Raw genomic sequence first — 21,542 nt, forward strand, 5'->3', positions numbered from 1 at the left:
TACGGTTTATTGGAGTGTGATATTCGCTTTTTTTATGACATCACCCCATCGTTGATAATCATTTTTGACTATCGACTTAAACTCTTCAGGACCAGCCCCGCTTATTTCGTTACCCTGTGTCTCAACCATTTTGGTGATTTTTTCACTGAGCAATGCGTCCCGAAAAACTGATGCAATTCGCTCTGCCAGTTCAGGTTGCATGTTGCCAGGGCCGAATATCCCTTGCCATCCCACGATATCCAACCCAGGAATACCTTGTTCAGCGAGCGTCGGAAGGTCAGGCAACACACGCAGTCGCTTATCTGTAGCCGGCCCCAGCAGTTTGACTTTACGGGCCTTGCCATTCTCAACGGCGGTTGCTGTGCCATCAAAATAAATCTGCACATCACCTGCCATCAGTGCGACCGTAGCGTCGGCGGTACCCTTGTACGGAATATGAACAATGTCAATATCGGAGCTCATTTTCAGAAGCTCACCATTTAAGTGAGAGGTCGAACCGATACTGTAGGAAGCAAAATTAAGCTTTCCTGGATTCTTCTTGGCATATTCAATCATTTCTGCAGTGGTATTGAACGGAGCATCCTTATTGGCAACAAGAACCGTGGCTGATCGAACCGCCTGTACGATGGGTGTGAAGTCTTTGAAGGGGTCATAGGGCAGATCTTTAAACAGGTGCGGGTTCTGCGTGTGTGTGACAACTATGGTGTAAAGCAGCGTGTTGCCATCCGCAGGAGCACGACTCACGTGCTGGGCGCCAATGATGGTGCTTGCACCTGGTTTGTTGTCGACCACGATAGTGGCCCCTGTCTGCTCCGATACTTTATGAGCGATAGCGCGTGCCAATGTGTCCGATCCTGATCCTGCAGGGAATGGAACTATCAGGTTCACCGGCTTACCAGGCGCGGGCCATTCTACGTTTGCGCCAACAGCTGCGGTTGACGTCAAACTTAAGATGCAAACAGCTCCGACAACGCCTATTTGCTGAATTGCACAGAACATTTTTTTTATGTACATAGTGTCTCCCCCCTTAGGGTGGTAATAATTTTTTCGCAGTGCGATGTAATTAAAATGGCCGGTCAGTAAAAAAATAAACAAAACCACTGAAATCGACCAAGAAATCAATATAGAGTTGATACGACCACGAATCAAATGCATAATAGTTGAAGATTCTATGAGAAAAAATCATCATGTTCAGTCTTCGTCAGTTGGAGCACTTCGCAGTCCTAGTCGAGGAAAAAAGCTATACAAGTGCGGCACAAAGGCTTCATGTAACTCAATCTGCATTGAGCCGCAGTATCCAGTCTCTTGAGGCGACGCTTGATTTGCGTCTTTTTGATAGAACTCCAGGTGGTGTGTCGCTAACACAGTCTGGGCAATTCATGCTCCAACACGTAGAGCATCTATTGACTGGGGCAAATGCGCTTAAGCGCGACGCCATCATGTTGCGCGGCCACAATACAGGTAAGGTTCGTTTTGGCGCAGGCGTTTTCCCTGCTGCGGCATTTCTTTCGCCCTTATTACGACAAATTGCTGTCGGTTACCCACGCATTAGCATTCATGTAGAAATAGAAAGCTGGCACCGGTTGCTCGACAAGCTTGACCGCAAGAAGCTAGATTTTGTAGTGGCCATTACGCACAGCTTGCCGCCATCGTCGCAGTACGCGACCCGACCTTTACCTAATCAAACAGCGGGGCTATTTGTTCGAGCCGACCACCCCTTATTGAAAGTATCCCCATCAGCGCTAACTCAACAAGTCATGAAGTACGGCTTAGCGACCACCGATCTGCCCCCGCGCGCCCGGCAACAACTTGCCACAGTATATGGACTGACAGATAGTGAACAGCTGCCTATTACCTTGGAATGCAACAACATTGACGCCTTACGGGACGTTGCCATGTCCGGCGACACAGTGCTATTTTCAACGCGTGAGGCCATCTTTTCATCCGTTCAGTCAGGGCAATTAGTACAACTTCCAATGACTTATTCCGATGGTGCGAATTTAACCTGCAGTATTATTCATCACGCCCATCTCACGTTGACGCCAGCTGTCGAAACAGTCATCGATTTAATTCAAACGATTATCCCTGCGCTTGAGAAATAAATAATAAGGACGTATGTCGTACCAGCCATTGACCACAATAAACACTTATTCCCCGTAGACAGCTCTCATATTCGGACAGGCAGTCGACAAAAAAATACAGCCAAACTCTGCTCAAGAAATTAAAGTGCGAAATGGTCAAGCGTAACTACGCGAACCCCACCCCTACACGTAAGTGTGCTACGCCTTGACTGTGCCCAAGGCAGCGATGCTTCTTGTCCGAGTTGAAGTTTCATGAAATTATGCTTTTCCGTACGGCACATAGCCAGACATTAGATTACGAACTGGAGCGAAACTGAGTTGTCCAGAAATTCCGGATAACTACAGTCAACGACCTCAACAACGTGAACTGCCCGTAGGACTGTCGCCGCATATCCTTTCTGTAAAAACCCGAAAAAATGATTAGATTTTGTGCTATTTATAATCTATGGATATAAATTAAAGACACAATCTGATCAAACGTCTGCAATCTGACCTTCCACGCGGTGCGCCATTTAATTTGGCCACCCTGGCCGCGCTTGGGGAGTCGCCCACGCTCGCCGCATCCTATGCCAAAAATGGATGGCTCGTGCGCCTAGCTCAAGGCGTTTACGCCTTCCCCAATGACAACTTCAGCGTCTATGGCGCATTGCAGTTTCTCCAACAACACGTGTCCGGCCTTTATGTCGGGGGCAAGAGCGCCCTAGCCATGCATGGTGTCAGGCACAACCTGGGCAGCCGCCATACGCTGGTGTTGTGGGGTAACCGTCCGCCACACCCCGCCAACTTGGTTCACCGCGCGCTTTCCGGCGCGCTACGTCTACGCCAGTCTTTTCGACTGGCCCGACAATACGCTGCCTGCCAAGAACTTGGGCACGCCGCCTGGCCAACCCGAAGGCTTGTGCGTATCGGTCGCCGAGCGCGCCGTGCTGGAAATGCTGTACGACGCCGGTACCAGGCAAAGCCTGCAAGAAGCACGCAATCTCTTTGACGGCCTGCGTTCACCATGCAAGGAACTGCTCGGCCAGTTGCTAGCTTGCTGCACCAGCGTGAAAGCCGTTCGCCTGTTCCTCACCTGGGCGCGGGAAACCGACGTTGTGAACGTGGATAATCTCTTGGGCCTGCTATGCCCTGCGCACGGGCAGTAATAAACGTTGGATGAGCCAGCTCCCCGACGGCACACTACTAAGCTTGAACCCTTATGGATAAAACCTACGCTGATACCCTTGAAGGCGCAAAAGGCTTCACCTTCAACGTGTCGATGAAGAAGGACCATTTGTTTTAACAACACCAACAGAATCGCGACCGTTATACGACTGCAGCGCTATTTCTCATACTCTTGGCGTACAACCGCGCACCTCACATAACATCAAGATAGTGGTGAATACGGGCCAGTAGCGTTTCAAAATCAGGCTGCCCTTGATAGTACAGCGCTCTGGTTTTCTGGTATTGCTCAGCGAAGCGCTTACGTTGTTCAGTATCGCTCAAGAGGAAAGCGGGATTGCGGGTGATTACTTGCTCATCCCCAGTGCGAAAGCGCTGCGCTTTACGTTTCTGATAGGCTGGACTCTGCAAATAGTCTTGAACCTCTTGTATGCCGAGCAAACAATACACGTCGTAGTAATGTCGCAGGAAATTAGCAGGGAACGCCCGAGACTCATCTAATCGACGGTACTTGGTGGAGATGGTTTGCAGCTTCTCGACAAAGGTGTGGGTTGGTGCGTAGCAAGACACATCTATTGCGCGATTGTCGAATACATCGACCCCTCGTTCGAGGGCAAGGTCTAACGCCCAAGACGAAATTGTTATCGGACGATTTGGAGCTGTGTCGTCAAACCCAGACTCCAATAAAACACCGTCCTTGATGCCAGCCAGAGTTGCCACACGCGGCGTGTAGATCAAGCGAATGCCCGCGCTACGCATCTTGCTGTCGTCAAACTCCGTATCACGCTCTACACCGACAATACCGGGAATACGAATGCGTGTGGCCAGGTCATCGTAATAGGTACGCCTTGACTCGACGTGTGCTGGCTTATCCTGGTTACGGCCAGTTTTCACATCCATACCTATCGGCGGTTCGATCCGGATATCGATGTCTTCTGAGAATCGGTGGATGACCCCAAACCCTTTTGACAACGAGGTTCCGCCCTTCAGTTCGAACTGAAAGCCCTGGTCTTGCAAGCCCCACAGACAATGCATGATCCAGTAGTCTTTCTCAACCAACGTAGGATCGAGGCCACGCTCATCAGCTACCAGCGTAAGCAACTGATCGAAATCTCGCCGATCGTGCAAGAAATCAGCCATCCAACCACTCACGAAAACGCTTACGTGTAGCCATGCTGCCATAGTTTTCGACTGCTCGTTCAAGGCGGGTAGAGTCGAAAGATGACAATTTGACGTGTGCTTGATGTAATACAGCATCGTGATCTTCAGCCAACTCATCCAGATTATTCAACAAATCGACGAACAGGAACTCTGGGCTTAGCTTTTTGGGAAAGCGCGGCTTTATACGAAAATCGAACTGCCGGTTTCCGAGTGTGAAGACCCCGTGACGTTTATGGTTGTAAACCAGAGTACGGTTATACAACTGCGTGGTACCCAAACCTACGGTGTTGTAGGCTGAAGGAGAAAACACGAGAAAATCTTTGTCACGCAGGAAGCTCTCCACCACCAGACCGTCTGCAGGAGGCAGAAGCCCAAAAGCGGATTGTTTGGGCGAGTGATAAAGGCCCTGGGCGAGTTTTTTCAACCTACCACTGGCCACTAGCTGGCGCAGGTGCCTGTCCACAGCCGTAGTAAGACGTGCCAAGTCCTCGCGTCGGTAAACACGACCCGGCTTGAGTTGGCCTGCGAGGCGAGAAGCTCCACCTTTCACAGACTCGGTGGCAGTATTGATGGTAGCCATGTGACTGTTTTTTCATTTATATTTCATGCATTCTAGCATTTATAAAATAGCCAGATGTGAAATATCAACAGATTCATTTCCAGCGGATGCCTGGAAGTTATGCTTGTAGTCTTACCGGATGTCCTGCAGCGACGTAAACAGCACCTCATGCCGCGGCATGTCACGCACAAACAGATTGATTGCCGTACCGCCCTTCAAGGCAAACGTGTCATCGACGAACACAAGCGGCGCCACATGCGTCAACAAACGTGCGGTATCTAAATAAATCTGATTCATGGTTTAAGTACCAGCATGCCATCGGCCGATTGAGACACCCAGGGCCGGGCACTGCCCGTGGGCAGTGCAGTCGGATCAAGTTTGGCCACCCATGGCAGCGATGCTTCTTGTGCGAGCTGAAGGCACAGCCGCACGGTCTTGACACTCGTACAATGCTGTAGCAGTTCACGCAACACGTCGGCACGCAGGCTGTAGGCACTTTCGATAATTTCGCGGGCTTCCTGCAATGGCTGGCGCACACCTACCTCGCTTAACAACTCCAGCAACGCCCGCTCCGGTGCCGACACCAGCGGCGCGCCATCGCGCTTCTCGAAGGGACCAACGTGCAGCAAAGCGTTTGGCTGCTCGGTAAACAAGCGTTTGCGATGATACTCAGCCGGAAAACGCTCGATGAACCACGCAGGCAAACGCCCTGCCGTCCAGCCATACAAATGCAGTACCGGCTGCTGCGACACATACTGCCGCACACCGTACCAATCGAGAGCTGATTTGCCGCCGACATGCAGCCCCGTATACCGACGTTGCAATAGCAAAAGACTGGGATACAAGGCCACGGTATCGTTCGGCCGAGCATATACCCCACGCGCCAGACGCGTGAGCCAGCCTGCCTTGACGTAGTGAACGGCCAAGTCTGCAGAGATACCCAGTGCAGCCAAATCGTTCGATGTCAGCGGCATTCCCGGCGCAAGCTGGGTGTAGAGTGCATTTAACTTACTTTTACCTATCGTAGCCATACTACGATATTTACAACTTTTCTAATTTAAAGTCAATTTTCAATTAGACTTAAATAATCGCAGTCAAACTACGATGAATCAAATTTAACAAAATTATTCGGCTTACTTATGTGTCTTCGTCACGGAAAAATCATCAAAGCGGAAACAGCGTCACGACATCGACCGACTCGCCATAAGTCACCGCCTGTCGCCTAGCGTAATGCGCCCGCCCGCCTTTCAGTCGCACCGGATATACAAAAGTAATTTTGGCCGGTTGAGCCGTAGTGATGCACGGCCTAAGGGGTAAAAAGCCGAATATCGTTCAGGGCCTGCATTAACCACCCGAACGATATCCGCTCTTGCTCCAGCCGCACGTATACATTGTCTTGCAGCCGCTGCCAGCGGATGCTGTCGTAGACCGCGCGTTCTTGGAGTGTTAAGCGTGGCAGATCACGCAATATAGGCTGCGGCTCGGTCACCCATTGCTCCCTATGTGCCATAAGGGTGGCACTATCCATCAGGAAAGAAACGGCATGAGGCAGGTGGTTGCGTAGCTGGTCAAGAGTCGCGAATCCGTGGGTATCCAGGTCGCCCCAGTAATACACCACTTTAGTATGCAGCCATTGCGCTTGCTGCAGCATGTCAAAACCATATCCGCCGCCAAATATCACCAAACTGTCTTCCAAATCAGGAAAGGCCAGGAAGTTGACTTCGTTCTCGGTGATAAAAACCCTGGATACGCGAGGATCAAGGCAGGAAAACGTATCATGGCTTACGGTAATGTCCTGGTCTTTACCGCCAGGCAGCAATGCGCTATTGAAATCCACCACACGGAAGACCCGGCGTATGAGCGGAGATCATTGACGCCGTATGACTCGCGTACCAAGAGGCACCACACTACGATGGCCATATCCTTGATCGCTACCATTCTTCGCGACCTGCTGACACATGCGCGTTAACCGCGCGCATATTGAAGAAGGCCAAGGTTGTGTGGATTTCCAAGAGTTGGTTAATTAAACACAATAAAACATAAATTACAATTAACGAAGAAGCGAACCGTTGCAAACATTTTAAACAAACTTACCGCTTAAAATAAGAAGTTGTACACAGTGACACTACGGACTTGAAGCGTCGGTGCGAGGACGGTTGGCAAATCGACTTATTCATCGAGCAGTTAACGGATTAGTTAATCAAATGTTACAGACACGCATTAAGACCAGCAACTATTAGAAATAATTTGAGGTTATTATTAGCATCTTAAAAAAATAATTTTGGCTGTTTACTAAATGGCATTAGGCTCGAACAATTAGCCTTTTAACACCCAACAAAGCAGTCCTATAGCCAACAGACTGATCATCACAAGCGGTGTGCATACGCCGCATCAACCGGAATCAACATTAAGATGGAAAGCCACGTCATTAGCTACCTGGAAAGCCAACGTCGGGGAGCGCAATGGGAATTGTTTTTACGTTCACTAGCCGTTTCGCTGCAAAATTGGGCGCCGAGCGACACCTTACGTAAATTGATGCGAGACGCTGGTGTACACACCGGGCAAGATTTAGTATTGCCCACGTGTGAAACTCTGATCGATTTAGAAGCAGCCGCAAATGAACATTGGACACGCATGGGCTGGGGATTTGTGAAAATCCAAGAACAGCATGATTGCATTTCGATTACTCATGATTACGCACCACTAGAGGCCGTATTTGGAAGAGAAGCCATGGAATGGGTCGGTAGCTTTCTAGAAGGCATTTATCAACAGTGGTTTGTGTTCTTAGGTGCTGGAGATGGTCTGCAGGTCCAACAAGTTGGCGTCAGCGACACAGGTGCTTTGAGCTATAAATTTGGTCGCTAATATAAACGGTGCACTAAGCCGCATCCCGCACTTCAGCATATTGGTGCCCCACATTACTGGCCAAACGTCCTATGGTATTAACGATGAAAAACCCTAACGACATTACAAACTTATTTGCCTTTTTTGATGAAAAATCGGCTGATCAATATCGTGAGATCAGCGGCGCCAACGAGCAGCTTGAGGCGCGCAAACGCTGGCCGCTATTCAAGCAGCCTTCCTTGGGTATCACGCCACCTCCTAGGGTCAGCCAACCCTTTGCCAACCAGGCGCCCCCAAAACAATGCGAACCACAGGCGAACAAGCCCGTGCGGGCGACTGCCGCCAAGCTCACAGAGCCGCCGGCGACCTGTTCTAGTCCAGATGTTCGTGGCGACGCAGTGGCTGCCACTGAGCTGCGTACCGTGTTTGCTCGGCTGGAGCGTACGAATGAGACGGTGGTGTCGCTCCCAATGCCTCCTGATGAGCCGATGCCAAAGCCCGCGTCATCCATGCAATCCCTATTTAGCCGACTGCGCAAGGCATGAAAGTCATCGCTGACAGTATGTTTTTTGCCCAAGGTCTTTGCTGATTTCTGCTTGTATTTGGTATTTTCGACTTCATGCGCAGTCTCTTTTATCCTACATCTGCTACTAGGACAAACAAGTATTTATCGTTAAAAATCGCGAATGTTAACAAAACCTGACAATGTTTTGCAATATTTAATGTTACCTTTCTGTGTTGCATATTTTGGGGTGGTCGAGCAAAGGCAATGCGGATAAGTGAGCGTTAAAGTACGCTAAATCCAGCCTTGGCCGTATTAATTACGCCCGCTACTGCCTTGGTAGGTAATCAGAAATGAAACGCACTATGACCATCACGTCCCTTCGTGGATCTCATGCCGCTGTTTCTTCTGATAAGCCGGTATCCCATTTTTTCTCGCGCAGCTCGCTAATGTTTCTTGAAAAGCAGTCACTGCTTGTCCTGGAGCATCAGCCATGAAAATCCTCTCGGTCCTCTCGACCAAAGGAGGCGTAGGCAAAAGTACAATTTCAGCCAACCTAGCCGTGGCGCTTCAACTGTCCGGGCACCAGGTGCTCGCTATTGATCTAGACCCTCAAAACGGCTTGGGCTACCACTTTTCGCTTGATCTCGACAACGATACGGGGCTGGTGCACGCCTCCAGTCAGCCTGAATCGTTAGCTGCATCCATCCGGCGCACCGCATCAGGCCTGTCACTGATTCCTTACGGGGTTTACAGCGAAACGCAACGCATTGCGTTTGAGTCAATATTGGCCCAACAACCTCATTGGTTGCGCGATACTTTGTGCGGACTCAATCTAGATCCCAATGTCATCGTAGTACTCGATACGCCACCAGGAGCCTCCGTCTATATGATGCAAGCGCTCTCGGCTGCCACAGAGGTAGTGGCGGTCGTGTTGCCGGATGCAGGCTCTTACGTCACCTTGCCACAGCTGCTAAAGCTGATAGAAACGTACAGCTCGCACCAGCCACATTTTCGCGATTATGGCGTCATCATCAATCAAATGAACCAGACGCGCCTTCTGAGCAAAGACGTCGCGAATGTGTTGCGTTCGACCTTCGCCAACCGCCTCATCGGGACGGTGCATTACGATCAGGCGATTAGCGAAGCGCTAGCCTTTGGCCAGAGTGTTTTCGAGTATGCCCCTCATAGCGAGGCTGCTCATGACATTCTGAATTGTGCCAAGGGGATTATTGACCGTCTCGCCACCGATGGCTACGTGGTGTCCTGATGATGGAAAAGTTTGAAAACTGGCTGGTTGGTGTTTCCTTATGGCGCCATGGATGGGTCCGGGGCGTAAGCTTGGTAATTGCCGGCCTGCTGGGCCTGGCTGTGGTGCTGACTCCCTTTGATCTGAGCTACCAGTTTGCCTTTGCAGTGCTAACGTTCGCTATTGCTTATGCACTGAACAAATTATCGCCGGCGCGTTACATCACGCTGGTGCTAATGTCTATTTCAGTGGCGACATCGCTGCGATACATGTATTGGCGTGTCACGAATACTCTGGGCTTCGAGACTTGGCTGGATAGCATGTTTGGCTATGGCCTGTTGCTTGCAGAATTCTATGCCTTGACGGTGCTGCTGCTAAGCTACTTCCAGTCGGCCTGGCCCTTGCATCGCAAGCCCGTAATGCTGCCCGCCAATATGGATGTGTGGCCGAACGTAGACATTTATATTCCGACTTATAACGAGCCTCTAAGTGTCGTGCGTCAAACGGTACTTGCCGCACTGTCACAGGACTGGCCTGCCGATCGGCTTAACATTTACCTGCTGGATGACGGGCGACGTGATGAGTTTCAAGAATTTGCCAGCCTGGCCGGAGTGGGTTACCTGAGGCGGGATAATAATGAACACGCAAAGGCCGGTAATATCAACGCGGCCTTAGCCCGCACAGACGGCGAATTCATTGTGATCTTTGATTGCGACCACATTCCCAGTCGTTCGTTTTTACAAATATGCATGGGCTGGTTTCTGAAGGATCCCAATCTGGCCATGCTCCAAACACCTCACGTGTTTTTTTCGCCTGACCCACTCGAGCAAAATCTTGAGATCTTTCATAATGTACCCAACGAAAGCCATCTGTTCTACGGATTAACACAAGATGGCAATGACCTCTGGAATGCCACTTTTTTCTGTGGGTCTTGTGCCGTTCTGCGTCGTGAGCACCTGCTGGCGGTTGGCGGCATGGCCGTCGAGAGCGTCACCGAAGATGCACTGACAGCACTCAAGATGAACCGCCTGGGTTTTAATACGGCTTATCTGGCGATTCCCCAAGCTGCGGGACTGGCGACCGAAAACTTATCACGGCATATTGGTCAACGGATACGCTGGGCCCGAGGCATGGCACAGATCTTCCGTAGTCACAATCCGATGCTGGGCAAAGGTCTGGCCTTCAGCCAACGAATCTGTTATTTAAGTGCGGCGCTGCACTTCTTCTATAGCCTGCCCCGCGTAGTGTTCCTGACGACGCCACTGGCGTTCCTATTTTTTGGAGCACATGTATTTCATGCCTCCGCCCTGCTAATTGTTGTGTACGCCGTGCCTCATATTCTTCATGCGCAGCTTACCAACTTTCGAATCCAGGGCAAGTTCCGCCACACGCTTTGGAATGAAATTTTTGAGTCAGTCCTGGCTTGGTACTTAATGCGCCCTACCATAGCGACGTTGTTCAAACCGGATAGCGCCAAGTTCAACGTCACCGCTAAGGGTGGCACAAACGAACACTCCTACTTCGACTGGATGTTGGCACGGCCGTACATCATTTTGTTGAGTCTTAATCTCATCGGCATGATGGTCGGCATCGTTATGCTCCTCTGGGGCAAAGGTGACACAAGCAACGCACTGGCCATCATGATTAATATGGTCTGGACCATGCACAATGTTGTCATCTGCAGCGCCAGCATAGCGGTTGCGGGCGAACGACGCCAAGTACGGGGGTCGCCGCGCGTCAGAACTAATTTACGCGCCACGTTGGGGTTGCCTAATGGACACCGTATCGCGTGTACGGTCAGCGACTTCTCTCAGAATGGTCTTGGTCTGGTATTGCCTGCTCCAATGGGGCTGGCAATTGGCGATGCAGTGGATATTTCCCTGTTCCGAGGTGATGAAGAAGAGGTCTTTCCAGCAACCGCGCGCTTTGTTAAGGATGATCGCCTGGGTGTGCGTTTCGATGACCTTTCGATTGCACAGCAGATTGCGTTGACTCAAATGACGTTCGCCCGCGCAGATATTTGGGCGAGGGTCTGGAATGCGTCGGTACCTGATGCTCCGTTGCAAGCTCTCAAGCAAATTAGTGCTATTGGCTGGCGTGGCTTTAGCCTTTTAGCTACGGAGACATGGCGTGAGTTTGGCCGCAACGCACGCAATCTGACTGGGCGAGTCTCTAAATCTGAGGCCGAGCGGTGACAGCCTTCGCGGTAGATACAGGCAAGGTCCGTTTGACAAAATTCTACTTTTGTCTGGGTCTGCTAATCATAGCGCTGCTTGCGGGGGCCGTGCGGGCACAGACAATCTATGCCGGTGCCGATAAGCGCCCAGATAGTACCCACTATGCCCTCGCGCTTCAGCAAATTGGCAATCTTGATGACGATTTGGCGCTGCGCGGCGTGGACGATCGTCAGGGTTTGCCCTTTGGTATACGCTCAGATCAGCACGTGAAGCGTTTGCAGCTAGACCTGGCCTATCGTCGCTCGCCCGCTTTGATCGAACAACTGTCACATTTGAACGTCCTGCTTAACGGCGAGGTAGTGTCCACGATCTCGCTCTCGGAGCCTCGACATGACGAAGACGGCTGGAATAGGGTAAAAGCCGATCTGCCCACCCAGCTTTTGCAACCCTATAACCAGTTGGCGATTCAACTCATTGCGCACTATACGTTGCGCTGTGAAGACCCCGTCCACCCAGACTTATGGGCAGATATCGGCAAGCAAAGCCGCCTCATATTCGATGTGGAGCCTTTGGTTCTGCCTGACGAGCTTGGTTTGTTACCCAGCCCATTTTTCGATCCTCGTGACGTACGTCGCCTGAACCTGCCAATTGTGATCAGCGGTGTTACGGATGCGCGCTTGGAGGCCGCAGGCGTTTTGGCCTCGTGGTTCGGTGCCCTGGCTGGATATCGTGGTGCCCACTTTCCTGTGAGCACAGATAAATTGCCCGAGCACGGGAACGCCGTGTTCATTGGCCGTGCCGCAGAGGGGGTGGCTGGTATGAACCTGCCCGAACCGGTCGGGCCTACGGTCACGATACGTCCTAATCCAAATGACCCGACTGGCAAGATGCTGATAGTCACTGGCCGTAACGACGAAGAAATCATGTCGGCAGCAAAGGGTTTGGCTCTGGGCGCTCAGACGTTAAGTGGCGCTACGGCGCAGTTCAACAAGCTGCAGGTCGAGCCGCGCCAGCCCTACGATGCTCCTAACTGGTTACCCACCAATCGGCCGGTGACGCTTGGCGAATTGTTGCCGGTTGATGACCTGACCCGGCGAGGGCGTGCCGCACCCCCTATCAGCATCAATCTGAACCTGCCCCCTGACCTGTCCAACTGGCGTATCAAAACCGTGCCGATTAAGCTGCGCTATCAACAATCGACAACTTCCGATGATGACGAAGGGGCCCTGAACGTCTCTGTTAACCATACCCATATTGCCCGGTTCCCACTTGCCGACCGCATGAAAACCGGCCAACAATGGATGAGTGGTGATCTTTCCGCAATACAACGGACAGTGCATGTTCCACTAGACAAGCTGGGGTCACTGGCAAGTATGCAGTTTCAATTTGGGTACCGGGTACCGCCCCAGGAGGAGTGCCGAAACAGTCTGTTGGATAGCCGGCGCAGCGCCATTGACCCGGAATCCACCATTGATCTGTCGGGGATACCACACCATATCGCGATGCCGGATCTCGCCGCCTTCAGCACTTCAGGCTTTCCCTTTACGCGCATGGCAGATCTCTCTGAGACTATCGCCATTGTGCCCGCACAGTCTGGCCCATCGGAGTATGGAGCACTTTTGACTTTACTGGGGCGCGCGGGGCGAGTCACTGGGTATCCGGCGACAGGCATAAAGGTGAAGCACGGCGCCGAGGCAGCTGATTTGGTCGGTAAAGACATTTTACTGATCGAGTCAGGTAAGCCATCGCCTTTATTAACTCAATGGGCAGACCGGCTACCGCAGGCCGAACGTTCGGACAACCACGCAGCTGCCGTTTCAGGCTGGAAGCCGGGCGACATCATAACTCGGCTATCGAACCTATTAGGCACCCGTACACACCCCTCGCCAACTGCGGTTTCAGCGCGCTCGAGTCCAGCTTACTTTGCCGGTTTCGAGTCACCCGTATCCTCAAGCCGCAGCGTCATCGTGGCACGGGGAAAAGATGGTCAACAACTGCTTAGCGCAGTCGAGTTGCTCATTGATAATGAAGCACAGGCGCAGCGCGTGCAGGGCGGGCTATCGATTGTTTATGACAATCGTGTGGAGTCTGTGTCCAAAGGCCGAACCTACTACGTCGGCAATCTGGGTTTCTATCAAACCACACTATGGTTTTTCGGCCGCTATCCGCTGGCGCTGATTGCCGTGTATTTGCTCGGCGCCTTGCTGGCCGGGGCTGTTTTTTATTCGATTTTGCACGCACGGGCGCGGCAACGTCTGCGAATTCAGGACTCAGATGAGTAATAGAAGGAGAGAACACCAAATGACAGTTTGCGCTGTGCCCTCGCGTTGTGGCATTTCACTAATAAGAATTGTCTTGCTGGCCTTTTCACTGGCAGCCGGCGCGCACGCCCAAAGCTTGCCGCAGATGGATGGTACGCCAGCACCGGCTGATGCAGTCGAACATGTGCCCGAGACCGAGACAGCTAAAGCCCTGGTGCCGCAGTACAAACTCACGCTCGAACAACTAGGCGCGCGTTATCCGTTCTACCTGCGAGGCGTAGATGGGAGCGATAGTGTTCCATTCAATATTCGTGCGGACGAAGTCGTCACCGGGGCCAAGGTTAACCTGACCTATAGTTATTCGCCGGCGCTCCTGAGCGATCTTTCACACATTAATGTATTGATCAACGATGAGGTGGTGACAACGTTGATGGTGCCGCGTGACGAAGCAGGAAAAACGCTGCAACGCAGCGTCGAGCTGCCGCCCTCGCTGATCACTGAGTTCAATCATCTGCGCCTGCAACTTATCGGACACTACACCCTCGAATGCGAAGATCCAGTGCACTCCAGCCTGTGGGCTAGCGTCAGTAACAAAAGCCAATTAGATCTGGCGGTGCAGCGTATATCCTTACCGGAAGAGCTATCGATATTGCCGCTGCCCTTCTTTGATTATCGGGACACGCGGCCTCTGGACCTGCCCTTCATTTTTAGCAACGACAAAGACGCCGCTGTAATGGAATCAGCGGGAATGGTCGCTTCCTGGTTTGGCGCTCTGGCCGGCTATCGTGGTGCCTCGTTTCCTGCCAATTTTGATGGCGGATATCCACGCCAAGGAAATGGCATTGTATTCGTCAAGGGCAACACAGCGAGCTTCGGGCACATGGATGCCTTTACCGGACCAACGCTGGCCGTAGCCGCTAATCCCAACGACGAATTTGGCAAACTGCTCTTGATTGCCGGACGCGATGACGAAGAAATAAAACGCGCCGCACAAGCATTGGTTACCGGTGGCGCGACGCTCTCCGGCCAGGTTGCGGTTATTACTGAACTGGATCAGCTCTCTGCCCGCAAGCCTTACGATGCCCCTAATTGGCTGCAGACTGATCGCCCGATCAAGTTCGGCGAGCTCGTTTCCGAGCAGGCTCTGAGTGCCACTGGCTATAACAATGCGCCGGTGCGTCTGCCGCTGCGACTGCCGCCTGATCTCTTTGGTTGGCGAGCAAAGCCAGTGCCTGTAGATTTACGCTATCGCTATACGCCACAGCCGGGCCAGGTGAACTCTGCATTATTGATCAGTGCGAAAGAGCAGTTTCTGAAATCCTTTCCCCTGCGTTCAGCAGACCAAATCAATGACAAGAACTGGCTAAAGAGCCTGTCATCCGACGAGATGCTGCCCATTCATGCCAAGGTGGAAATCCCGTTGGAGCGTTTGATGTCGCGCTCTGAACTTGAGTTCAAGTTCATGTATGACTACGTAAAAGAAGGCGCATGTCGCGATATCATTATTGATAATGTTCGTGGACGCATCGATCCCGATTCCACGTTAGACTTGACACACTACCCACACTTTATCCCTTTGCCGGATCTGGCAGCTTTCGGCAACAGCGGTTTCCCGTTTACCAGATTGGCTGATCTGTCCCAAACAGCAGTTGTGCTCTCGGACCAGCCATTCACCGAAGACGTAACTACTTATCTAACGTTGATGGGCCGGTTCGGCATGTCAACCGGCTACCCAGCTACACACGTCACGGTGGCCTATGGGCAATCGAAACTGGAACAAGCCGATAAAGATTTGATCATCATTGCGTCAGGTGAACAGGGCTGGCTATCCGACTGGGCTAAATACATGCCAGCAAGCCTTAGCGGCCAGAACAAACGCTTTGGCACGTCAGACTTGACGCAAAAAATCCGCGACTGGATCACGCCTGATCCGCGCGAATCTCAACGGCCAGTCCGTACTGATTTGGCATATACCAGCACAGGCGCCAACGCGTTGTTTGCCGGGTTCGAGTCCCCCGTAACTGCCGGCCGAAGCGTGGTTCTGATCGCCAGCGGAGAGCCCCAAGGACAGGCCTACGCCGTTAATGCTCTCTTGGGTAAAAAGGGCTACGAGCAAGGTTTGCAGGGCAGCTTGGTTGTTGTGCGTGAGCAGCGGCTGAATCCATTGATTGCAGAGTACACCTACTCCAACGGCAGGTTAGGTCTGTGGCGGCAGATTGAATGGACAGTGGCTCAATACTGGCCAAATCTGCCAGCATTCAACCGCGTGCTGGGGTCTGTGGCCGTGCTTCTACTATTAATTTCAGCGTTTATCGGCTGGCGTCTGTGGCGCAAGCCGCGACGAGTCTGATAGCACGCATAGCGGAGATCTATGGTGGGAATCCGTCACTGCTTACTTCGTCATGATCCATGGCTCATGCGGCTATGGTGCGCCTTGTTGCTGCTGCTGTGTCAAATGCCGCTGGCGTCGGCGCAGCAGCACTGCACCGTACATTGGCCACTTTGGAACGATTTTCGTACGCATTTCGTTCAAGACAGTGGGCGCGTCCTCGATGCCAGCACCGACAAGCAGCACAGCTCGTCCGAAGGGCAGTCTTACGCCATGTTCTTTGCATTGGTCGCCGGCGATCGCACGACTTTCGACCGGCTCTGGGAATGGAGTATCAACAACCTGGGGGCCGGCGATCTCAGCCAACAACTACCTTCCTGGATATGGGGCCGGGCTGACGATGATACGTGGCGTGTACTGGATGACAACTCTGCATCGGATGCGGATCTGTGGTTTGTATATGCCTTGCTGGAGGCCGGTAGATTATGGCAAGAACCCAACTACACGCGTCAGGCGCACGCCTTACTGGCACTGGTCGAGTCACAAGAGTTGGCCGATCTGCCCGGATTTGGCCTGATGTTATTGCCGGGCAGGCGCGATTTTATTAAGCATGAAGACAATGCCTGGCAGCTTAATCCCAGCTATCTGCCCATGCCTTTGCTGCGACGCCTGCAAAGCGAGTCGCCTTCTGGCCCTTGGGGTGGCATTGCCAACAACACGGCGGCATTAATGGAGGCGGTGTCTCCTCTTGGGCTTGCACCAGACTGGGCCACCTACCAAGTACTCGATCCATCGCCACTGTTTATCACAGACCCCATCAAAGGGCCCGTAGGCAGCTATGATGCCATTCGCACCTATTTATGGGCTGGCCTGACTGCTCCAGAAGATCCGTTGTACTCACGTATGTTGAAGGCACTCAATGGCATGGTTGCCTTGACGCGAGATCAAGGTGGTGTGCCGCCTGAATCGGTCGACATGACGACGGGGGTCTCCAAAGGTACAGGCCCATTTGGTTTTTCAGCTGCGTTGATGCCTTATTTCAAAGCCAAGGGCCAGTCGGTACTACTCACTCATCAACAAACACGCGTCGACGCCATGCTCCGTAAATCGGTACTATCCGACAGCTCGCAGCAAGGCCAACCGCCCTATTACGACTATGTGCTCAGCCTGTTTGGCATGGGCTGGATCAATAACTATTTCCGTTTCAAACCTGATGGAACGCTATCGATATCGTGGGAGAAGGAATGTCTCGGTACAAGCAACTAGCCCTGGGCCTGTGCGTGGCGCTTTTGCCAACAGTAGGATGGGCCCAGGACAATACAACCAAGACGTTGGTTGACCAGGGCAATTACTGGCAGACGCGCAACGATGGCGCGCGTGCGGCTGAGGCCTGGAACAAGCTGCTCCTCATCAGCCCGGACAATCCGCAGGCCCTGTATGGCCTGGCTACGCTAAAGCTGGCTGACAAGCAGCTGGGCGATGCGCGAGGCTATTTGCAAAAGCTCAAGTCAGCCAACCCGCAAAGTTTGTTGGTGCCATTGCTGGAACAAGATATTCTTTTGCACACCGGCAAAAACATGGAAGCTCTTGAGCAGGCGCGCTTGCAGGCAACCTCAGGTGAGTTAGATCAGGCTATCGCGGGCTACAAAAAAGCCTTGGGTGGCCAACCGCCGCAAGGGAAAATTGGATGGGAATACTACACCTACCTGGGCTATACGAACGGCGGGCTGCCCGAGGCAATTGCGGGTTTACAGCGACTGGCTAAACAGTGGCCTAATGATCCGCAGATCGCCCTGTCGCTGGCGCGCCATCTGGCTCGTAACGAAGCTACTCGCCCAGAAGGTATCAGAAGGCTGGCAGTGTTGGCCGAACGCAAGGACATCGGTAGCGAAGTCACCGAGATCTGGCGCGATGCGTTGACATGGCTTGGCGCTCCGAACGCAGATACACGCCCGTTGCTCGAGCAGTACCTGGTCAAACACCCCGATGACCAAGAAATTCGCCTACAGTTGCAACAGGGTGCAAAGAGCAAGGTCGAACCTACACGTGCCGCAAAAACAGCAAGCGTGCCGCGTGCCGACCCCTTACGAGACCGTGCAGATCGCGCGATGAAGTTGCTCGATCAGGGTGACACGGCGCGTGCTGAGGCGGAATTCGAGGCTATTTTAGCCAAACGCCCCAACGATAATCAGGCCTTAGGCGGCATGGGTATAGTGCGCATGCACCAGAGCAACTGGGCAGATGCTCGCACGTACCTTACAAAAGCGCGCCGCGGCAATCAAGCTTGGCAACAAGCGTTAAGCTCCGCTGAGTACTGGCATGATATCGAGCAGGCAGACGCCTTGCGCCAGGCAGGCAAAACCCAAGATGCACAAAAACTGCTAATACAAGCGACCAAGCGCCAGCCCACAGAAGTGGCTGCGAACGTGATGTTGGCAGACTTGCAATTGGACGATGGCAACACAGCCCAAGCCAAGGCTGCTTATCAAGATATCTTGCGACGCAAACCGAATAGCGCCGGAGCCTTAGAGGGTCTGGCCAAGGTGGCACGCCAGTCAGGCGATGTGGAGTCGGCCCGCCGTTCACTCGAAGACGCCTTGGGCGCTGATCCAGGCAACCCATGGTTGCGTTATCAACTGGCACAGCTATATCAAGAAAAAGGCCGAACGCAAGACGCCCGTGGCTTGATCGATGGTTTGCTTTTGACGAACCCCAATGACCCTCAGGCCTTGTATGTAAGCGCGATGATGGCGAATGAACGCGGGGACCTGGCGACAGCTTATGGCACGCTCAACCGTATACCCACTGGCCAACGCACTGCCCCGATGCAAAGTTTCTACACGTCGGTCAGCCGCAAACTCCAGATTCAGCAGGCTGTGCAGCTTGGTCGCGCGGGGCGTAAGCCGGAAGCTTTGGCCACGCTTGTGCAAATCGAACAGAGCGCAGATGCAAATGATATCGAAACCCTGGGGGCTGTAGCGCGCGCATACGCTCAGATGGGTGAATTAGCTCGTGGTCTGGCGGTGCTACGACCGCTGCGCCAACAGGGAGGTGCTCGCAGCGTGGATGCCTCGCTGACTTATGCCGGCCTTTTGCTAAGTTCGAATCAAGATGTCGAGGCCGCAATCGTCATGCGCCAATTGGCTACCCAACAGATGACAACCACTCAGCGAAAATCTCTGGAAAATCTGTCTGACGCATACCGCATACGCCAGGCCGACGCGTTACGTCAACGGGGAGAGCTGCCCGCTGCCTACGATATGCTCGCGCCTGTTCTGGCAAAGAAACCCAAAAATCCTGATGCCATTGCGGCGCTGGCGCGTATGCACGCCGCCTCAGGAAATGGCACCAAAGCTTCCGCGTTATATGAAGACTTACTTCGATCCGATCCCGATAACGCCATCCTGCATTTAGGGGCTGCACAAGTTGCGCAACAACTGAAAAATGATCGCGATGCAGCACGCCAGGCGCGGATCGCTGTGTCGCTAGCACCCGAACAGATTGATATCCTTAGTGGCGCAGCCCGCGTGCTCCGGGCCCAGGGTAAGACCTCCGAGGCTGAGGAACTGCTGAAAAAAGCCGTGGCGTTGGAAACTTCTCAGTCAAGTGCAGTCGCCGCCGTCGGTGCGCCGAACTTCGCTTTAGTTGCGCAACCGCAAACGCCTGAAGACATCATCGCGCCCTTGCTACCGGGGCCAGGGTCAAGACTGGGAACAGGACTAGAAACAGGATACATTCCAAGTTCAGAAACGGGACCCAAAACAAGATCCATAGCAGGATCTGCAACGGGTCACATCGCAGACCCCATCACAGGATCAGCAACGCGGCCGGTAACAGCGCAAGATCAAGGGATGGGACAAAGATACGGATCGGGATCATCTTCGGATCAGATGCTGGCGGCAGCTCCGCTTTCCGCGCGCACTGCGGCGAACCCCTTCGCGCCCGGAGCGTCTCAGGATCAACAAGCTTTGAGCGCAGAGGTAGCCCGCGCAGCCATGTCGCCACTGGGCCGTGAGCTGGATGACATCCAACAAGAACGCAGCCCCGAGATACGCGTAGGAACCGAGTTTCACAGCCGTAGTGGCGATGCAGGCACGAGCAAGCTTGAGCAGGCACAACTGCCGGTCGAAATACGCTTCCCCGTGGGCAACGGTAAAGCAAATGTGCGTGTGACGCCCGTCGCACTGAGCAGCGGTTCCTTAAGCAGCAACCCTTATGCGCGCGGTACATTCGGCGGTGGTCCACAGGCCTTCTTGAATGATTCTTCGATACCAAACACTAAGAACCAAAAAGGTGTGGGCTTGTCGGTGGGTTATGAAATGCCTGGCGTAACGCTGGATGCCGGCGTCACACCGCTAGGCTTCCAGGAGCAGTCGTTTACTGGTGGTGTCTTGTTTGATGGCACGTTGGACAACGCCGGTACCGTCAGCTACCGCCTGGACCTGTCGAGCCGACCGGTGACCGATAGCGTCTTGTCGTTTGCAGGCATGAAGGACGAGCGCACAGGCCAGGAATGGGGTGGCGTTTCCGCCACAGGGGCACGCTTGACACTGTCCAAGGATTTTGGCGACGCAGGGATATATGGCAGCGCGGCATGGCATAGTCTGCAAGGCAAAAACGTGGCGTCGAATCAACGTACGGAAATCAACGCCGGCACGTACTTCCGTCTGGTCGATGAACCCAACACCAAGGTCACTGCGGGTGTGAACCTGAACGCCACGTTCTATAACGAAAACCTTAGCCACTTCACGTATGGCCATGGCGGTTACTTCAGCCCCAGGCAGTATTATGGCCTTGGCCTGCCGTTTACTTGGGCGCAACGTCAAGGTCGACTGACCTGGCGAGTGGACGGCGCAGTTGGCGTTCAAAAGTTCTCGCAGGCGGACGCTCCATTTTTTCCAAACAATGCCAATATGCAGGCCGGAGTCCAGTCCGCACTTGCCCGACTCAATCGCCCAGAGCTGGGCGGCTTGAGCGATGGCATGTATCGGGGACAGAGCAAAACGGGCGTGGGCTATAACTTGCGGGCGTCTGCCGAGTACCGCCTGGCGTCCTCCTGGGCGTTGGGTGCCACGGCGGGTGCAGATAACGCCAGCGATTATCGCCAATGGTCCGGTGGCTTATACCTGCGCTACTACTTTCATCCGCAAGCCGGCTTGATGAGCCTTCCCGTGGAACCCTATCGCTCTCCTTATGGAGAAACCTTTGGTCGCTAAAC

At 53.1% G+C, this 21,542-nt stretch carries 14 protein-coding genes and 2 pseudogenes; 10 read left to right on the top strand and 6 right to left on the bottom strand.

Annotated features, from left to right (window positions below):
• Window positions 1-6 precede the first annotated feature (6 nt).
• Window positions 7-1,155: a tripartite tricarboxylate transporter substrate binding protein gene (locus FQ179_RS09795; protein WP_255474934.1), complete on the bottom strand. Its 1,149-nt coding sequence runs from the start codon at window positions 1,153-1,155 to the stop codon at window positions 7-9.
• A 32-nt stretch (window positions 1,156-1,187) separates the two neighbouring features.
• On the opposite strand from FQ179_RS09795, the gene FQ179_RS09800 reads away from it, so the two are divergent.
• Window positions 1,188-2,102: a LysR family transcriptional regulator gene (locus FQ179_RS09800; RefSeq protein ID WP_255474935.1), complete on the top strand. Its 915-nt coding sequence runs from the start codon at window positions 1,188-1,190 to the stop codon at window positions 2,100-2,102.
• Between the two features lie 448 nt (window positions 2,103-2,550).
• Window positions 2,551-3,287, top strand: a pseudogene (locus FQ179_RS09805) (type IV toxin-antitoxin system AbiEi family antitoxin domain-containing protein).
• A 150-nt stretch (window positions 3,288-3,437) separates the two neighbouring features.
• Here the strand turns inward: FQ179_RS09805 and FQ179_RS09810 are convergent.
• The 5 genes and pseudogenes from FQ179_RS09810 to FQ179_RS09830 all read right to left on the bottom strand — a co-directional run bounded on the left by FQ179_RS09810 (window position 3,438) and on the right by FQ179_RS09830 (window position 6,802).
• A complete protein-coding gene (locus tag FQ179_RS09810; RefSeq protein WP_149397136.1) occupies window positions 3,438-4,382 on the bottom strand; it encodes a nucleotidyl transferase AbiEii/AbiGii toxin family protein in 945 nt (314 codons plus the stop codon).
• Window positions 4,375-4,983, bottom strand: coding sequence for a hypothetical protein (locus tag FQ179_RS09815; RefSeq protein ID WP_255474936.1), 609 nt, complete (start codon window positions 4,981-4,983; stop codon window positions 4,375-4,377). Before FQ179_RS09815 ends, FQ179_RS09810 begins: the two co-directional genes overlap by 8 nt.
• A 141-nt stretch (window positions 4,984-5,124) precedes the next feature.
• Window positions 5,125-5,259, bottom strand: a pseudogene (locus FQ179_RS09820) (nucleotidyl transferase AbiEii/AbiGii toxin family protein); the annotation flags it as partial.
• Window positions 5,256-5,993, bottom strand: coding sequence for a type IV toxin-antitoxin system AbiEi family antitoxin (locus FQ179_RS09825; protein ID WP_149397137.1), 738 nt, complete (start codon window positions 5,991-5,993; stop codon window positions 5,256-5,258). The gene FQ179_RS09825 and the pseudogene FQ179_RS09820, both read right to left, overlap by 4 nt.
• A 275-nt stretch (window positions 5,994-6,268) precedes the next feature.
• Window positions 6,269-6,802: a DUF2220 domain-containing protein gene (locus FQ179_RS09830; RefSeq protein WP_188074572.1), complete on the bottom strand. Its 534-nt coding sequence runs from the start codon at window positions 6,800-6,802 to the stop codon at window positions 6,269-6,271.
• Window positions 6,803-7,374: 572 nt separating this feature from the next.
• On the opposite strand from FQ179_RS09830, the gene bcsD reads away from it, so the two are divergent.
• From bcsD to FQ179_RS09870, 8 genes are all read left to right on the top strand, one after another.
• The gene (gene bcsD / locus FQ179_RS09835; RefSeq protein WP_149397139.1) at window positions 7,375-7,827 is read left to right on the top strand and encodes a cellulose biosynthesis protein BcsD; all 453 of its coding nucleotides are present in this window, start codon (window positions 7,375-7,377) and stop codon (window positions 7,825-7,827) included.
• Between the two features lie 83 nt (window positions 7,828-7,910).
• Entirely contained in the window at window positions 7,911-8,351 is a 441-nt protein-coding gene (bcsR, locus tag FQ179_RS09840; protein WP_149397140.1) for a BcsR/BcsP family cellulose biosynthesis protein, read from the top strand.
• Window positions 8,352-8,801: 450 nt separating this feature from the next.
• On the top strand, window positions 8,802-9,578 hold the full coding sequence (bcsQ, locus tag FQ179_RS09845) for a cellulose biosynthesis protein BcsQ (protein ID WP_149397141.1): 777 nt from the start codon (window positions 8,802-8,804) through the stop codon (window positions 9,576-9,578).
• Window positions 9,578-11,752 (top strand): UDP-forming cellulose synthase catalytic subunit, encoded by a 2,175-nt coding sequence (gene bcsA / locus FQ179_RS09850; protein ID WP_149397142.1) that lies wholly within the window; start codon window positions 9,578-9,580, stop codon window positions 11,750-11,752. The genes bcsQ and bcsA overlap by 1 nt, the downstream gene beginning before the upstream one ends.
• A gap of 32 nt (window positions 11,753-11,784) precedes the next feature.
• A complete protein-coding gene (gene bcsB, locus FQ179_RS09855; protein ID WP_188074573.1) occupies window positions 11,785-14,016 on the top strand; it encodes a cellulose biosynthesis cyclic di-GMP-binding regulatory protein BcsB in 2,232 nt (743 codons plus the stop codon).
• A 19-nt stretch (window positions 14,017-14,035) separates the two neighbouring features.
• Window positions 14,036-16,345, top strand: coding sequence for a cellulose biosynthesis cyclic di-GMP-binding regulatory protein BcsB (gene bcsB, locus FQ179_RS09860; RefSeq protein ID WP_223146229.1), 2,310 nt, complete (start codon window positions 14,036-14,038; stop codon window positions 16,343-16,345).
• 21 nt (window positions 16,346-16,366) lie between these two features.
• On the top strand, window positions 16,367-17,590 hold the full coding sequence (bcsZ, locus tag FQ179_RS09865; RefSeq protein ID WP_255474937.1) for a cellulose synthase complex periplasmic endoglucanase BcsZ: 1,224 nt from the start codon (window positions 16,367-16,369) through the stop codon (window positions 17,588-17,590).
• Window positions 17,569-21,540 (top strand): cellulose biosynthesis protein BcsC, encoded by a 3,972-nt coding sequence (locus tag FQ179_RS09870; RefSeq protein ID WP_149397144.1) that lies wholly within the window; start codon window positions 17,569-17,571, stop codon window positions 21,538-21,540. The genes bcsZ and FQ179_RS09870 overlap by 22 nt, the downstream gene beginning before the upstream one ends.
• The last annotated feature ends 2 nt before the right edge of the window (window positions 21,541-21,542 follow it).

Source organism: Pusillimonas sp. ANT_WB101 (genome assembly GCF_008369125.1).
Classification (GTDB): Bacteria; Pseudomonadota; Gammaproteobacteria; order Burkholderiales; family Burkholderiaceae_B; genus Allopusillimonas.

What these genes read in the sequence shown, in the direction of transcription:
- bcsZ (WP_255474937.1), top strand. Translation starts at nt 16,367, where the DNA reads ATGGTGGGAATCCGTCACTGCTTACTTCGTCATGATCCATGGCTCATG.
- FQ179_RS09795 (WP_255474934.1), bottom strand. Translation starts at nt 1,155, where the DNA reads ATGCATTTGATTCGTGGTCGTATCAACTCTATATTGATTTCTTGGTCG.
- bcsB (WP_223146229.1), top strand. Translation starts at nt 14,036, where the DNA reads ATGACAGTTTGCGCTGTGCCCTCGCGTTGTGGCATTTCACTAATAAGA.
- FQ179_RS09800 (WP_255474935.1), top strand. Translation starts at nt 1,188, where the DNA reads ATGTTCAGTCTTCGTCAGTTGGAGCACTTCGCAGTCCTAGTCGAGGAA.
- FQ179_RS09815 (WP_255474936.1), bottom strand. Translation starts at nt 4,983, where the DNA reads ATGGCTACCATCAATACTGCCACCGAGTCTGTGAAAGGTGGAGCTTCT.
- bcsR (WP_149397140.1), top strand. Translation starts at nt 7,911, where the DNA reads ATGAAAAACCCTAACGACATTACAAACTTATTTGCCTTTTTTGATGAA.
- bcsD (WP_149397139.1), top strand. Translation starts at nt 7,375, where the DNA reads ATGGAAAGCCACGTCATTAGCTACCTGGAAAGCCAACGTCGGGGAGCG.
- bcsQ (WP_149397141.1), top strand. Translation starts at nt 8,802, where the DNA reads ATGAAAATCCTCTCGGTCCTCTCGACCAAAGGAGGCGTAGGCAAAAGT.
- FQ179_RS09810 (WP_149397136.1), bottom strand. Translation starts at nt 4,382, where the DNA reads ATGGCTGATTTCTTGCACGATCGGCGAGATTTCGATCAGTTGCTTACG.
- FQ179_RS09870 (WP_149397144.1), top strand. Translation starts at nt 17,569, where the DNA reads ATGTCTCGGTACAAGCAACTAGCCCTGGGCCTGTGCGTGGCGCTTTTG.
- FQ179_RS09825 (WP_149397137.1), bottom strand. Translation starts at nt 5,993, where the DNA reads ATGGCTACGATAGGTAAAAGTAAGTTAAATGCACTCTACACCCAGCTT.
- bcsA (WP_149397142.1), top strand. Translation starts at nt 9,578, where the DNA reads ATGATGGAAAAGTTTGAAAACTGGCTGGTTGGTGTTTCCTTATGGCGC.